Source organism: Qipengyuania sp. GPGPB31 (genome assembly GCF_038396345.1).
In the GTDB taxonomy this organism is placed as follows: domain Bacteria; phylum Pseudomonadota; class Alphaproteobacteria; order Sphingomonadales; family Sphingomonadaceae; genus Qipengyuania; species Qipengyuania citrea.
On sequence record NZ_CP149572.1, the window covers coordinates 172,009 to 186,505 of the forward strand.

The window sequence follows — 14,497 nt, forward strand, 5'->3', positions numbered from 1 at the left end:
AACGGTCAGATGCGCTCGGGCTCTTCCTTGTCGAGATTGCGGCGGAACAGGACGCGGTCCTCGGGCCCGAACCCGCGCTTCCAGATGATGATGCCATAAACGCCGAGGATCGCCGGAATGCCCACGATCAGCTCGGCCCATTCGGGCAGCTGCGTCGCGCCCCAGCCGACCAGCACGGCAGGCGCGACCGCCCACACCAGCGGCCAGCGGAAGGTGTTGATCGACTGCCCGAGAATGCGCGAGAGCAGCATCGCCTTGACCAGGCTGGCAGTGCCCAGCGCCAGCATCAGCGCGATTGCCGCGGCGGCGGCCTTGTACGGCTCGCCATAGCCGCCCGCGACCATCGCTTCGATCAGCACCACGGTAAGCACGGCCTGCAGCGCGATCGTGCCGATCGAGATCCACAAGTTCCGGACCCGCGCGACATAGACGAGCACCGCTTCGGACACGACCGCGGTCGCGGCGACCACTTCGGCCACCAGCAGGAAGGCAAGCGCCCCGGTGCCGCCGACGAATTCGGGCCCGACAAGGCCCATCACCGCTTCGCCGGGGACGCCCAGCGCCAGCGCGATGCCGGCCTGCATGGCGACGATCCAGAAGCCGACCTGGCAGATCTGGCTGGCAATCGCCTGGTAATTCTGGGTCTTGAGGTTCTTGGTGATGACGGGGCCGAGGATCGGCTCGAAGCTGGTCTTGAGCTTCTGCGGCAGGCTCGCGACCTGCTGCGCGATGTAATAGACGCCCACCGCGGCGGGCGCGGCAAACAGGCCGAGGATGAAGATGTCGACGCGCCTCGTGCCCCATTCGATTGCGTCGGCCGTCGCCAGCGGCAGCGCGCGCATCGTCAACCGGCCCATATAGACCGGATGCGGCCGCCAGCCGCGCGGACGGCCATAGCTGCGGAAGAAGGCCCACAGCCCGGTGGCGAGCCCGGCGTAGATCGACGCGAGATAGGCCAGCGCGAGCCCCGAATCGCTGACCACCGGAAGGAAATAGAACACCCCGGCCATGATCGAGATCGTCCACGGTTCGATCACCGCCCGCGCGCGCACGGTGGTGGCGATATCGTATTTGTACGCCTGCGCGGCGAGGACGATTTCGGTCAGCGCATAGGCGGGGATCGCCAGCACGATGAACCGGTCGAGCTCGGTGTATTCGCCGCTGGGAAACAGCGGGGCGGGGACGAACCAGAAGAACGCTGCCGCGAGGCCCGAGAACAGCAGCGCCAGCAGCATGCCGTCATAGACCAGATTGGCGGGATGGCTGTCGTCGCCATCGGCGAGCCGCTGCGCCAGTCCGCGCTTTTCGCCCATCGCGCACAGCAGCGCGACCAGTTCGACCACCACCAGCGCCGAGGCGAAGCGGCCCAGCGCATCGGGGCCGTAAAGGCGCCCGGCGATGAACAGGAAGGGCAGCCGCGCGACCAGCCGCAGGATGAAGCCAAAGAAGTTCTGCCTTCCGCCCTTGGCCAGCGCGGAAAGATCTTCGTCCGGTTTTGCGTCGGTCACCCGGGGTGGCCCTGTTCGGCGCGCAGGGGCCGGGCGAGCAGGTCGGATACGACGGCGCGCGGGTCGTCGCCTTTCAGCAGACCGTAGACGGCGGTGACGATCGGCATGGCGATGCCGTGCCGCGCGGCCAGTTCGACCAGCACGGGCGCTGTATGCGCGCCTTCGGCCACGGTCCGGCGATCGGCCATCAGCTCGCTCGCTTTGCCGCCTTCGCCCAGCGCGACGCCGAGCGAGAAATTGCGGCTCGAGGTCGACGAACAGGTCAGCACCAGATCGCCCAGCCCGCACAGCCCGGCTAGGGTTTCGGCGCGTGCCCCCAGCGTTTCGCCGAAGCGCAGCATCTCGGCATAGCCGCGCGCGATCAGCGCCGCGCGCGCATTCTGCCCCAGGCCCAGCCCGTCGACCACGCCGCAGGCGATTGCGAGCACGTTCTTGACCGAACCGCCGATTTCGGCGCCGATCACGTCGTCCGAATAATAGGGCCGGAATGCCGGCCGCGCGATGACGGGGGAAATGCGGTCCCACTGCGCTTCGCCCCCGGCACAGGCCAGCGTAACCGCAGTGGGCAGCCCGGCAGCCACTTCATGCGCGAAAGTGGGGCCCGACAGCACTGCGATCGCGCTGCCGGGTGCGGCATCCTGTGCGACGTGGTTCATCAACTGGCCGCTGCCGGCCTCGATCCCCTTCGAACACAGCACCAGATCGCGCGGATGCGCGGGCATCGAAGCCAGCACGCTGCCCGTATGCTGCGCGGGGGTAACCACGAGCAAGGTATCGAGCGCGCCGAGTTCGGCCAGATCGCCGGTGGCACGGATGGTTTCTGCCAGCGTGGCAGTGGGAAGGTAGATCGAATTGGTACGCGCGGAATTGATCTCGGCGACCAGTTCGGGTTCGCGCGCCCAGATCAGTACCTCGCGCCCGTCGCTCGCCAGCATCTGCGCCAGCGCGGTGCCCCATGCACCTGCACCGAGGACGCCGACGCCGCTCATGCCTTCACCCCCGCGCCGCGCACCGGTTCGGCCGCAGGGTCGAGCGGCCAGCGCGGCCGCGCGGAAATGTCGAGCGGGTCGTCCTGCCCCAGCCGTTCGATGCCCGCCCAGGCGATCATCGCGGCATTGTCGGTGCACAGCTTGGGCGGCGGCGCGGCGAAGCGCATGCCATGCGCGGCGGCAAGCTGTTCGAGCGCAGCGCGCACCGTGGCATTGGCCGCCACCCCGCCGGCCACGACCAGCGTATCGACATCGTCCATGCCCGCTAGCGCGATACGCAACCGGTCAGTTACGCAATCCACCGCTGCCTGCTGGAAGCTGGCCGCGATATCGGCGATCTCGTACTTGCTGCTTTCGTGGGCGCGCAGGACTGCGCTCTTGAGGCCGGCGAACGAGAAATGCGGTTCGCCGCTGCCGACCATCGGCCGGGGCAGCGGGACGGCGGCGGCATCGCCGTCTTTCGCGGTGCGCTCCACCGCGGGACCGCCGGGAAAGCCGAGGCCGAGGATCTTGGCGGTCTTGTCGAAGGCTTCGCCCAGCGCATCGTCGATCGTGGTCGCCAGCCGGCGATATTGCCCCACGCCGTCAACGCGCAGGATCTGGCAATGCCCGCCCGAAACCAGCAGAAGTGCATAGGGAAAGGTAATGCTTTCATCGGCCAGCCGCGGACTGAGCGCGTGGCCTTCGAGATGGTTGATCGCGATCAGCGGCGTGTCGCTCGCCATTGCCAGCGCCTTGGCACTGACCAGGCCGACCATCACCCCGCCGATCAGCCCGGGGCCGGCAGTCGCGGCGATCGCGTCGCACTGGTCCAGGCCGATACCCGCATCCTGCAACACCCCCTCGATCATCGGGGCGAGCCGTTCGGCATGCGCGCGCGCTGCAATCTCGGGCACAACACCGCCGAAGGGGGCGTGCTCGGCATCCTGCGAGGCGATCCGCTGCGCCACGATCCGGCGATCGCTGTCGACCAGCGCGACCGCGGTTTCGTCGCAGGAGCTTTCTATGCCGAGAACCAGTGCCATCCTGCTTTCCCTTAGCGCCATGGCTCGCTAGGGCAAGCCGACCCTATGCCAGCCCAACCTCTCATCCGTCTCGGAACCCGCCGTTCTCCGCTTGCCATGGCACAGGCGCACGAGGCGCGCGCGCGCCTGTGCGCCGCGCATGGCTGGGACGAATCGGCGGTCGAACTGGTCCCGGTGGTCGCCAGCGGCGACCGCATCCAGGACCGCCCGCTCGCCGAAATCGGCGGCAAGGCGCTGTGGACGCGCGAACTCGACCAGTGGCTGGTCGAGGGACGAATCGACGGCGCGGTCCATTCGATGAAGGATGTCGAGACGCTGCGGCCCGAAGCGATCGCCATCGCCGCGATCCTGCCGCGCGCCGACAAGGCCGACCGCCTGCTCGGCGCGCAGGCGATTTCCGACATCCCTGCCGGCGCGCGGATCGGCACCAGCGCCCCGCGCCGTGCCGCGCAATTGCTGCATCTCCGGCCCGACCTTGCCGTGGTGGGCATTCGCGGCAATGTCGCCACGCGGATGGCCAAGCTCGAGGCGGGGGAAGCCGATGCGACCTTCCTCGCCGCCGCCGGGCTCGACCGGCTGGGCGAAGACAGCGTCGGCGTGCGGCTGGACCCGGCAGAATGGCTTCCCGCCCCCGCGCAGGCCGCGATCGGGATCGAGTGCCGCAGCGGCGATGCGCAGACGCGCGCGATGCTGGCTGCGATCGACCACGCGCCCAGCCATGCCGAAGTGGCTGCCGAACGGCGGTTGCTTGAAGGGCTGGGCGGTTCGTGCAGCAGCCCGATTGCCGCGCTGTCGCGCAGCGGCGATGGCCGGATCGCGCTGACGGCGGCGATCTTCAGCCCCGATGGCACCGTCCGCATCGACGGCGAGGCCGAATTCGCCGCGGGCGACGATGCTGCGCCGCTGGCGCTGGCGCATGATCTGCTGGCGCGCGCACCTGCGGCCGTGACCGAACATTTCGGACCGATATCGTGAAACCGCTGTTCCTGATCCGCCCCGAACCCGGCTGGTCGGTCAGCGCCGAAACCGCGCGCGCGATGGGGCTCGACGTGCATGGCACGCCGCTGTTCACGATCGAGCCGGTGGCCTGGGATGCGCCCGACCCCGCCGATTTCGACGGTCTGCTGGTCGGCAGCGCCAACACCTTTCGCCACGGCGGCAAGCAGCTGGCGAAACTCACCAAGCTGCCGGTCCACGCGGTGGGCGAGGCGACCGCCGATGCGGCGCGGGCGGCGGGGTTCCTGATCGGCCGCACCGGGCGCGGCGGACTGCAGAACCTGCTCGACGAGCTGAGCAAGCGCGAATTGCGGCTGCTGCGCCTTGCTGGCGCGGACCGCGTGACGCTGCGCCTGCCCGACGGGATCAGGGTCGAGACGCGCACCGTCTATCGCGCGGTACCCGAGGGGCTGGCCGAGGAAGACCGCGAATTGCTGCGCGGCGGCGGCGTGGTGGCGCTGCATTCGGGTGCCGCGGCCGAGCGGCTCGGCGTCGAATTCGACCGCCACAAGCTCGACCGCGCCCGCGTCGACCTCGCGGTAATCGGTCCGCGCGTCGCGAAACTGGCCGGCGAGGGCTGGCGCTCGGTCTCGGTAGCCGATGCCCCGGGCGACAGCGAGCTACTGGCCTTGGCGGAAGCTTTGTGTCAGACCGATGCATAACGATAATACGGCGCCCCGGCAGGGCGACCGGGTTCGCGGAACGGAACAGATGGACACTTACACCAGCTCCCGGCGCAAGGGGCCTTCGGCAAGGCCGGTGATGATCGCCGTGATCGCCAGCTTCGTGCTGGGCGGGGCAGTGGCGGGCTATGCGGTCTATTCGCTGAGCGACCGCGCGGAACCACAAGCGAGCGCCGCTGCGGATGACCAGCCCCAGGTGCTGGCCAGCCCGGCGGTAGATCCTTCGCCCACGCCCAGTGCCACCGCCAGCCAGGCCGCGCAGGAAGCGGTCGAGCGCGTGGCCGAACAGCAGGGCGGGCTCGACACCCGGCTGGCGGCGGCCGAACAGCGGTTGGCGCGGCTGGACCTGCAGGCCGAGGCCGCAGCCGGCAACACCGCCCGCGCCGAAGGGCTGCTGATCGCTTTCGCCACCCGCCGCGCGCTCGAGAAAGGCGCCGAGCTCGGCTATCTGGCCGACCAGCTGCGGCTGCGCTTCGGCGATGCCATGCCCAATGCGGTCGACACCATCATCCGCACCAGCCGCGATCCGATCACGCTCGACCAGCTGATCGCGCGGCTGGAAGGCCTCTCGCCGCAGCTCGCCGCACCGAGCGAACGGGACGGGTTCGCGCGCTTCAGCGAAGAATTGTCGCAACTGTTCGTGATTCGCCGCGAAAGCGCGCCATCGCCGCAGCCCCAGCGCCGGCTCGACCGCGCGCGGCTGTTCCTCGAAAGCGGGCGGACCGATTCCGCAATCGCCGAGGTGCGCAACCTGCCAGGGGCTGAAAGCGCCGAGGGCTGGCTGCGCGATGCCGAACGCTATGCCGCAGCGCAGCGGGCGCTCGACCTGATCGAAACCGCTGCCGTGCTCGAACCGCGCCGGCTGCGCGACGGGGCGGGCAACCGCGTCGAACAGCCGAGCCCCGCCGAAGAGGGCTAAGGCCTCAGGCCTTGAGCAGTTCGGGCAGCTCGCCCGAGACGCCGCGCGCCTCGTTCATGAAGAAGCCCTTGAGCCAGCTGGTGCGCTGGATCCCGGCCATGCCGAAGCGGCGCAGCGCGCTGGCGGTTTTCCCGCGAATGCCGAAAATGCGCGTGAGGCTGTCGGTCGCGCCCATCACCATCAGCGAATCGAGTGCGCGCCATTCCTCGTATTTCTTGAGCACCTGCGCATCGCCCAGATCGAGGCCGAGCCGCAGCGCTTCATCGAGAACTTCGACCAGCGCGCCGACATCGCGCAGACCAAGGTTGAGACCCTGGCCCGCGATCGGATGCATGCCGTGCGCGCTGTCGCCGACCAGCGCGAGCCGGTGGTCGACGATTTTGGCGGTATGCTGGAAGCTGAGCGGCCAGGACGAGCGCGCGCTGTTGAGCGTCAGCTCGCCCAGCAGGTCCCCCATCCGCTTGTGCACTTCGGCGAGAAAGGCGCGATCGGACAGCTTGAGCACGCCCGCCGCGTCCTTCTCGTCGACGGTCCACACCAGCGCGCTGCGATGCTGGCCATCCGGCCCGTCGAGCATGGGCAGCAGCGCGAAGGGACCTTCGGGGTAGAAGATTTCCCACGCCACATTGTCATGCGGCTTGCTGTGGTCGATCCCGGCGATCAGCGCGCGGTGGCTGTAATCCCAACTGGCCATCTTGAAGCCGGCTTCCTCGCGGCTGGGCGAGCCGCGGCCTTCGGCGCCGACCATCAGCGCGGCTTCGAGCACGCGTCCGTCGCCCAGCGTGGCGGACACGCCGAACTCGCCGCGATCGCGCGCGGTGACTTCGACCGGCGCGTGCCATTCGATCAACGGTTCGCTGGCCGCGGCTTCGTGGACTGCGAGCCGCAGCTGGCGATTGGCGAACATGCGCCCCAGCGTGCCTTCATGCGGTTCGGGGCGGAAATCGAGCCGGCCTGGCTTCATCTGGTCGAGCACCGCGATGGCGGCGATGTCGCAGCCATGCGGTTCGAGCGCCTGTTCGAGCCCGATATGGCGGAACAACCGCCAGCTGGCAGTCGATATGGCCGAGGCCCTCCCGTCGAACCCTTCGGCTGTCAGGCTGGCCGGATCGGCGCGGTCGACGAGGTGGCTCGAGAGCCCCTTTTTCGCCGCGGCCAGCGCCAGGGTCATGCCCACCAGGCCGCCGCCCAGGATCAGCAGGTCTCGCTTGTCTGTCATGGGGCCAATCCCTAGAGCCTGCGGCGTGACCGAGGCAAGGATAATGGAACGGGTCGGCCTGTGGCTGGCGCTGCTGGCGCTGGCCTTTGCAGGCCCGGTCCTTGTGACCCCTGCGTCTGCCCAGGGGCCCGGCAGCGACCGCATGCCGGTCGAACTGGTCGCCGAAGGCATCCCGCAGCCGGGTGAGCGCTGGATGGTCGCGCTGCATTTCACGCCCTCGACACCCGAATGGCACGGCTATTGGTCGAACCCGGGCGATGCCGGGCTCGGCATGCAGCTCGACTGGGAACTCCCCGCGGGCTGGAACGCGGGCGAGCCGCTCTATCCGCTGCCGCAGCGGCTGGTGATCGGCGGGTTGATGAACCATGTCTATGAAGGCGATTACGCGGTGCTCGTGCCCATCACGGTGCCCGAAGGTGCAGCGCTTGCCGGCGCCGGGACGATCGCGCTGACCGCCAGCTATCTGGCCTGCACCGACACGATTTGCGTTCCGCAGCAGGCGCGCATGACACTGGATCCCGCGCGCGCCGGCGCCGACCCGCGGTTCGGTGAATGGCGCGCCGCCATCGTCCCTCCGCTCGACAGCGCGGCGCGCTTCGAATTCGCGCGCGACCGCTTGCGGATCGGCATTCCGATCCCCGCGGCGACGCAGCTCGGCGCGCCGCACCTGTTCCTCGCCACCGCCGAACTGGGCGGAGACGACCGGCCGGTCTATACCGGTGCGCAGACCTTCCGCCGCCAAGGCGACCTGCTGGTGGCCGAAATCCCGCTCGAGCAGCGGCCGCTTCCGCCGGGCGTCGATGCTGCCGGCGCGCCGCGACCGGAAACTATCGCGGGCATTCTCGATCTGGGCGATGGCCGCGGCGTGCGCTTTGCCGCGCAGCCGGGCGATGTTCCGCTCGAGGGTGTGGCGCCGCTGGAAGGCGGCAGCGACGCATCGCTGTGGCAATTGCTGCTGGCAGCGCTGGCGGGCGGCCTGCTGCTCAACATCATGCCCTGCGTCTTTCCCATCCTCAGCCTCAAGGCGCTGGCGCTTGCCAAGGCCGGGGGCGATGCGCGTGCTGCGCGCAGGGACGCGCTGGCCTATACCGCCGGGGTGGTGCTCGCCTGTGCGGCGCTGGGCGGCGCCATCCTGCTGTTGCGCGCAGCGGGCGAGCAGATCGGCTGGGCGTTCCAGTTGCAGGAACCGCTGGTGGTCGCCGCCCTGTTCCTGCTGGCGCTGGCGATTACCGCCAATTTCCTCAGCCTGTTCACGATCCCCGGTTTCGCGATTTCGGGCGGCGCGCCGTCGCGGGGCGGTTCCTTCTCGACCGGGCTGCTGGCCGCCTTTGTCGCCACCCCGTGCACCGGGCCGTTCATGGCGCTGGCGCTTGGCGCGGCGCTGGTGATCGAACCGTTCCACGGCCTGCTGGTGTTCGTCGCGCTGGGTGCCGGGCTGGCGCTGCCCTTCCTGCTGGTCGGCTTCGTCCCGGCGATCCGCCACCGCCTGCCGCGGCCCGGCGCCTGGATGGAGCAATTCCGGCGCTGGATGGCGCTGCCCATGGGGCTGACGGCAGCCGCGCTCGGCTGGCTGGCATGGCGGATCGGCGGCGGCGAATGGCTGGCGCTGGTGCTGGTACTCGGCGCCGCGGCAGTCGGCGGGCTGGCGCTGATCGGCCTGTTCCAGCGGCGCGCCCGCGGGGGAACGCTGCCGCTGTTCGCAGCCTTGCTGGCGGCGCTGGCGCTGGGGCTCGCCCTGCTACCCGAACCCGAAACACCGGTCGGCGAGGCGGGCGCGAGCCTGCTCGACCCGGTCGCCTTCAGCGACGCCGCACTGGCAGAGGCGCGCGGGTCGGGGCGGCCGGTGTTCGTCTGGTTCACGGCCGACTGGTGCGTCACCTGCAAGGTCAACGAACGTGTCGCGATCGAGCGCGAGACGACACGCGCCGCGTTCGAGCAGGCGGGCATTGTCGCGATGCGCGCCGACTGGACGCGCCGCGACGAGGAAATCTCGCGCATGCTCACGCGGCAGGGGGCCGCGGGCGTCCCGCTCTACCTGTGGTACGCACCCGGCGAGGAGGCCGAGCAATTGCCGCAGGTGCTTACGCCGGATCTTCTGGTGCAGCGGGCGCAGGCGACGGATCGCTCTCCGCCGCCTCGGCCGTGACCGCCTGGTCCGGGGCGCGGCATGTCTCGACCAGTTCGCCGGGCAGCGGGCTCGAATTGAGGATCACGCTTCCCGCGCCGGGCACGGTGGCTTCGACCTGGCGCGTGCCGGTCAGCACGTCCATGCGGGCATCGTCTGCCGCCACCGCGCCTTCCCAGCGCCAGACGTCGCCGATCCGCACGGCGTCGATATGCAGCCGTGCGACATGGCCGTTGCCGATCAGCGCGAGCACCGCCTTGGCGCCCGGATCGGCGCGGGCAAAGCGGGTGTAGGCCAGCGTCGCCTCGGCGCGGTCGCCTTCGAGGCATTCGACTGCGAACAGCGGGCGTTCGCCCGGCGTGCCGTACAGCAGCCGCTGGCCGCTGGCGGCCGGGGCCCAGATCGCATTCTCGGTATCGGGGGAATCGATCGGTTCGGAGGGACCGGCGGCCGGCTCGCCGATCCGTGTCCGTTCGACGTAATCGTCCGACGCGGGCGGCTTGCAGGCCGCCAGTACGGTCAGCGGGAGGAGGGCGAGAAGGCGGCGCATGCGCGCGCTATGACACAGGCGTGACAGCGTTCAAGCGCGCGTGATGCGCTATCCTCAGCGGTTGCGGATGAAGGCGCGAATGTCGCGCGACAACTTCGCCCGGTCTTCGTCGCGGACATACATCATGTGCCCGGCATCGTAATAATGCAGCTCCACGCGGTCCTGCGGGATGCCCATCCGCTTGAGCGAATATTCGGCGCCGAAGAAGGGCGTGGCGAAATCGTAATAGCCCTGCGCATTGAACACGCGCAGCTGCGAATTTTGGCGCATCGCCTGACCGATATAGGGCGCGACATTGAGATAGGCGCCGCGGCCCTGGCCGGTCGACCATTGCCAGTGCCGGCCCGGTTCGCGCCCGATCGACTGGTATTCGCGGGTCGTCTCGAACCCCAGCGTGTCGCGCGCCCAGCTGTTGATCGCCGCGGTGTAGCCCGCATCGATGCCGTAGAAGCTGGGGTCGTTATCGGGCGTCTCGCCGGCATTGTCGAAATCGCGCCCGGTGTAGCGCGCATCGAGCCGTCCGATCGTCAGCCCGCGGTCGCGCAGCAATTCCTTGTAGAAACGCTGCGCAGTGACGCGCAGGTCGGCCTGGTCGAGATAGCGTTCGGACAGGCCGGTCAGCCGCGCAAGCTCGGCCCGCACCGCGGCGCGTTCGGCATCGGGCAGGTCCTGCCCCTTGAGCAGCGCGGTGATGAAGGGGCCGATGGCGAACTGGCGCGCTTCCTCGACGATCGCCTCGACCGAGGGCGCCTGCACCTTGCCGTGATAATAGGCCGCCGCCGCCATGTTGGGCAGCGTGACGACATAGGCCATTTCATTGCCCGGCGTGGGTTCGCGTCCGGCGAAATCGAGAATGGTCGAGATCAGGATCAGCCCGTTGAGGCCCACGTCATTGAAGGTGCCGCCTTCGAGCTCGCGCGCGACCATCGCGGTGCGCGTGGTGCCATAGCTTTCGCCGCCGAGATATTTGGGGCTGTTCCAGCGGCCATTGTCGTTGAGCCACAGGCGGATGACCTTGGCCACCGCTTCCGCGTCCTGTTCGAGCCCGTAATACTTCTTCGGGTCGGTCCCTTCTGTAAGATAGCTGAAGCCGGTGCCCGGCGGGTCGATGAAGACGAGATCGGCGACATCGAGCAGGCTGTCGGGATTGTCGAGCAGCGGATAGGGCGGCGCGCCGTCATCGCGGGCGTCGGAGGGGATCGCCACGCGCTTGGGCCCGAACGCGCCCATCTGCAGCCACACCGAACCCGATCCCGGCCCGCCGTTGAACAGGAAGAACACCGGCCGCGCGGTATCGCGCGGCTGCTTGACGTAGCTGGTGGTGACGATCACCGCTTCGGGCTTGCCGTCGTCCGCTTCCAGCACGGTCTCCGCAATCGTGGCGCGGTACGACACGCGCTGCCCGCCGAACGTCCCGACCATGTCGCGCGTCCTGACCTGCGGTTCGATTGCGGCCGGTGCGGCGGCCTCTACGCTGTCGTCCTGCGCGAGTGCGGCGTGCGGCGCCAATGCGACGGCGCTCGCGGCGCAGATGGCGGCGAGAATACGGCTCGATTTCATGCGGTTCAGTCCCCCTTTGCGGCCATCCTATGACCCCACCGCACGACCGGCGTCAAATACGCCCGTCGATCACGGTTTACCGCCCATCCGCTTGTAGCGTGTCTTGCCATAGCGGGTCTTGCGCGTTCCCGGGCGGCCCGCATCGCTGCGGCCGACACGCGGCGCCTTCTTTTCTGCATCGCCGAGGCCGAGTTCGTCGTTCTCCAGCTGGCGGATTTCGTCGCGCAGGCGGCCGGCTTCCTCGAATTCGAGATCGGCCGCGGCAGTGCGCATGCGCTTCTCGAGGTCCTCGATATAGGCGCGCAGATTGTGCCCCACGAGATTGTTGCGCTCGTCGTCGCCCGTATCGACCGTGACCCCGTCCTGCGACGCGGTATGCGCGACGATATCGGCGATCTGGCGGCGGATCGTCTGCGGCGTGATGCCGTGTTCCTCGTTATAGGCCTTCTGCTTTTCGCGGCGGCGGTCGGTTTCCGCCATCGCGCGTTCCATGCTGCCGGTGATGCGGTCGGCATAGAGGATCACGTGCCCGTCGACATTGCGCGCCGCGCGGCCGATAGTCTGGATCAGGCTGGTTTCGCTGCGCAGGAAGCCTTCCTTGTCGGCATCGAGTATGCAAACCAGCCCGCATTCGGGAATGTCGAGCCCCTCGCGCAGCAGGTTGATCCCCACCAGCACGTCATAGACGCCCAGCCGGAGGTCGCGGATCAGCTCGATACGTTCGAGCGTCTCGACGTCGGAGTGCATGTAGCGGACCTTGACGCCCGCCTCGTGCATGAATTCGGTCAGATCTTCCGCCATCCGCTTGGTCAGCGTGGTGACCAGCGTGCGATAGCCCTTGGCGGCGGTCTTCTTGCATTCCTCGATGCAGTCCTGGACCTGGTCCTCGACCGGGCGGATGCCGACCGGCGGGTCGATCAGCCCGGTGGGACGGATGACCTGTTCGGCGAAGACACCGCCGGTCTGTTCCATCTCCCACGTGCCCGGCGTGGCCGAGACCGCGAAGGTCTGCGGGCGCATCGCGTCCCATTCGTTGAACCGCAGCGGGCGGTTGTCGATACAGGAGGGCAGGCGAAAACCATGTTCGGCCAGCGTGATCTTGCGGCGGTGGTCGCCCTTCGACATCGCCCCGATCTGCGGCACCGTCTGGTGGCTTTCATCGACGAACAGCAGCGCGTTTTCGGGCAGGTACTCGAACAATGTCGGCGGCGGTTCACCGGGCAGGCGCCCGGTGAGGAAACGGCTGTAATTTTCGATCCCTGCGCAGCTGCCGGTGGCGGCGATCATCTCGAGGTCGAAATTGGTCCGCTGCTCGAGCCGCTGGGCTTCGAGCAGGCGGCCTTCCTCGTGCAGTTCCTTGAGCCGCTCGGCGAGCTCGAACTTGATCGCCTCGGCGGCCTGCTTCATCGTCGGACCGGGCGTGACATAGTGCGAATTGGCATAGACGCGTACCTTGTCGAGGCTGGCGCCCTTCTTGCCGGTAAGCGGATCGAATTCGCTGATTTCCTCGATATCGTCGCCGAAAAAGCTGATCCGCCACGCCATGTCTTCATAGTGGCTTGGGAAAATTTCCAGGCTGTCGCCGCGGACGCGGAAATTGCCGCGCGCGAAGGCCGCGTCATTGCGCTTGTACTGGAGTGCGACGAGCTTGCGGATCAGTTCGCGCTGGTCGACCGCTTCGCCTTTCTTGATGTCGAAGATCATCGCCGAATAGGTTTCGACCGAGCCGATACCGTAGAGGCACGACACCGAGGCGACGATGATCACGTCGTCGCGTTCGAGCAGCGCGCGGGTGGCCGAGTGGCGCATCCGGTCGATCGCCTCGTTCACGCTGCTTTCCTTCTCGATATAGGTGTCGCTGCGCGGGACGTAGGCTTCGGGCTGGTAATAGTCGTAATAGCTGACGAAATATTCGACTGCGTTCTCGGGGAAGAAGCTCTTGAACTCGCCATAGAGCTGCGCGGCGAGGATCTTGTTGGGCGCGAGGATCAGCGCGGGTCGCTGCAATTCCTCAATTACCTTGGCCATGGTGAAGGTCTTGCCCGACCCGGTCACGCCCAGCAGCACCTGCGTCTGGTCGTCTTCGCGCGCACCGGCGGTGAGTTCGGCGATGGCAGTCGGCTGGTCGCCTGATGGCGTATATTCGCTGACCAGCTTGAACTTCTTGCCCGGCATCGATTTTTCAGGGCGGGCGGGCTTGTGCGGGACGAAATCGCCAGTGGTGTCGGGTTCTTCGAGGCCGCGGCGGATGACGAGTTCGCTCATGCGCGCACATATGGGGAACGCGGGCGGCAGGCGCAACGGTGCTTGCCTCGCGCAGCCCGGCTGCTAGCCTCCTGCCTCGACCAGAAGGAGGGATTTTCCATGCGCCGTATCGTGACTGCCGCTGTCGCCAGCTTTACTCTCGCCGCTTGCGGAGGGGGCACCGCCGATGCCGACGGCGATGGCGAGATCAGCATGGAAGAGGCCGCTGCGCAGACCGCAGACATGGTCCGCCCGCTTCCCGGCCAGTATCGCGCCACGGTCGAATTCGTCGATGTCGAACTGCCCGGGGCGCCGCAGCAGGTGCAGGACATGATGCGGGGGATGCTCGACCAGGGGCCGCAGACTCACGAATACTGCCTCACCGCCGAAGAGGCCGAGAAGGGCTTCGAGGAAATGGCGCGGCAAGCGCAGGAAGACGGCGACGATTGCAGCTTCGAGAAGTTCGACGCATCGGGCGGCCAGATCGATGCGGTCATGAATTGCGAAGTCGAAGGGCAAGGCGCCGCACGGATGACCATGAAGGGCAGGGGCGGCGAAACCTCGTCGGAATTGACCATGACGATGGATGCCGAGGCGCCCGGCGGGCAGACGATGACCATGACCATGAACAGTTCACAGGAGCGCATCGGCGACTGTGACGCTTAGAAGACCGGGAAGC

At 68.2% G+C, this 14,497-nt stretch carries 12 protein-coding genes; 5 read left to right on the forward strand and 7 right to left on the reverse strand.

Annotated elements, in window-relative coordinates:
- Positions 1 to 5: 5 nt before the first annotated feature.
- Genes WKH79_RS00955 through tsaD form a run of 3 tightly spaced genes read right to left on the reverse strand, consistent with a single transcriptional unit; the run spans position 6 to position 3,522 of the window.
- Positions 6 to 1,508: an oligosaccharide flippase family protein gene (locus WKH79_RS00955; RefSeq protein ID WP_269420731.1), complete on the reverse strand. Its 1,503-nt coding sequence runs from the start codon at positions 1,506 to 1,508 to the stop codon at positions 6 to 8.
- On the reverse strand, positions 1,505 to 2,497 hold the full coding sequence (locus tag WKH79_RS00960) for an NAD(P)H-dependent glycerol-3-phosphate dehydrogenase (protein WP_341859332.1): 993 nt from the start codon (positions 2,495 to 2,497) through the stop codon (positions 1,505 to 1,507). Before WKH79_RS00960 ends, WKH79_RS00955 begins: the two co-directional genes overlap by 4 nt.
- Positions 2,494 to 3,522 carry a tRNA (adenosine(37)-N6)-threonylcarbamoyltransferase complex transferase subunit TsaD gene (tsaD, locus tag WKH79_RS00965; RefSeq protein ID WP_341859333.1) on the reverse strand — a complete coding sequence of 343 codons (1,029 nt, stop codon included), beginning with the start codon at positions 3,520 to 3,522 and terminating at the stop codon, positions 2,494 to 2,496. The genes WKH79_RS00960 and tsaD overlap by 4 nt, the downstream gene beginning before the upstream one ends.
- Before the next feature lie 45 nt (positions 3,523 to 3,567).
- Here tsaD and hemC point away from each other — a divergent pair, with 45 nt between their 5' ends.
- Genes hemC through WKH79_RS00980 form a run of 3 tightly spaced genes read left to right on the forward strand, consistent with a single transcriptional unit; the run spans position 3,568 to position 6,120 of the window.
- Positions 3,568 to 4,497, forward strand: coding sequence for a hydroxymethylbilane synthase (gene hemC / locus WKH79_RS00970; protein WP_341859334.1), 930 nt, complete (start codon positions 3,568 to 3,570; stop codon positions 4,495 to 4,497).
- On the forward strand, positions 4,494 to 5,180 hold the full coding sequence (locus tag WKH79_RS00975; protein WP_341859335.1) for a uroporphyrinogen-III synthase: 687 nt from the start codon (positions 4,494 to 4,496) through the stop codon (positions 5,178 to 5,180). The genes hemC and WKH79_RS00975 overlap by 4 nt, the downstream gene beginning before the upstream one ends.
- A 49-nt stretch (positions 5,181 to 5,229) precedes the next feature.
- Positions 5,230 to 6,120 carry a hypothetical protein gene (locus WKH79_RS00980; protein ID WP_063506412.1) on the forward strand — a complete coding sequence of 297 codons (891 nt, stop codon included), beginning with the start codon at positions 5,230 to 5,232 and terminating at the stop codon, positions 6,118 to 6,120.
- A gap of 4 nt (positions 6,121 to 6,124) precedes the next feature.
- Here the strand turns inward: WKH79_RS00980 and WKH79_RS00985 are convergent, their stop codons facing one another.
- Complete coding sequence (locus tag WKH79_RS00985; protein ID WP_160766513.1) at positions 6,125 to 7,339, reverse strand: FAD-dependent monooxygenase; 1,215 nt, start codon at positions 7,337 to 7,339, stop codon at positions 6,125 to 6,127.
- A 25-nt stretch (positions 7,340 to 7,364) separates the two neighbouring features.
- Here WKH79_RS00985 and WKH79_RS00990 point away from each other — a divergent pair, with 25 nt between their 5' ends.
- Positions 7,365 to 9,485 carry a thioredoxin family protein gene (locus tag WKH79_RS00990; protein ID WP_341859336.1) on the forward strand — a complete coding sequence of 707 codons (2,121 nt, stop codon included), beginning with the start codon at positions 7,365 to 7,367 and terminating at the stop codon, positions 9,483 to 9,485.
- On the opposite strand, the gene WKH79_RS00995 is transcribed toward WKH79_RS00990, so the two are convergent.
- The 3 genes from WKH79_RS00995 to uvrB all read right to left on the reverse strand — a co-directional run bounded on the left by WKH79_RS00995 (position 9,421) and on the right by uvrB (position 13,839).
- Positions 9,421 to 10,014 (reverse strand): hypothetical protein, encoded by a 594-nt coding sequence (locus WKH79_RS00995; RefSeq protein ID WP_050600225.1) that lies wholly within the window; start codon positions 10,012 to 10,014, stop codon positions 9,421 to 9,423. The genes WKH79_RS00990 and WKH79_RS00995 overlap by 65 nt on opposite strands.
- Before the next feature lie 54 nt (positions 10,015 to 10,068).
- Complete coding sequence (locus WKH79_RS01000; protein ID WP_341859337.1) at positions 10,069 to 11,574, reverse strand: peptidase S10; 1,506 nt, start codon at positions 11,572 to 11,574, stop codon at positions 10,069 to 10,071.
- A 69-nt stretch (positions 11,575 to 11,643) separates the two neighbouring features.
- On the reverse strand, positions 11,644 to 13,839 hold the full coding sequence (uvrB, locus tag WKH79_RS01005) for an excinuclease ABC subunit UvrB (protein ID WP_050600227.1): 2,196 nt from the start codon (positions 13,837 to 13,839) through the stop codon (positions 11,644 to 11,646).
- 99 nt (positions 13,840 to 13,938) lie between these two features.
- On the opposite strand from uvrB, the gene WKH79_RS01010 reads away from it, so the two are divergent.
- Positions 13,939 to 14,484, forward strand: a complete 546-nt coding sequence (locus tag WKH79_RS01010) for a DUF3617 domain-containing protein (protein WP_341859338.1) — start codon at positions 13,939 to 13,941, stop codon at positions 14,482 to 14,484.
- Positions 14,485 to 14,497: the final 13 nt, after the last annotated feature.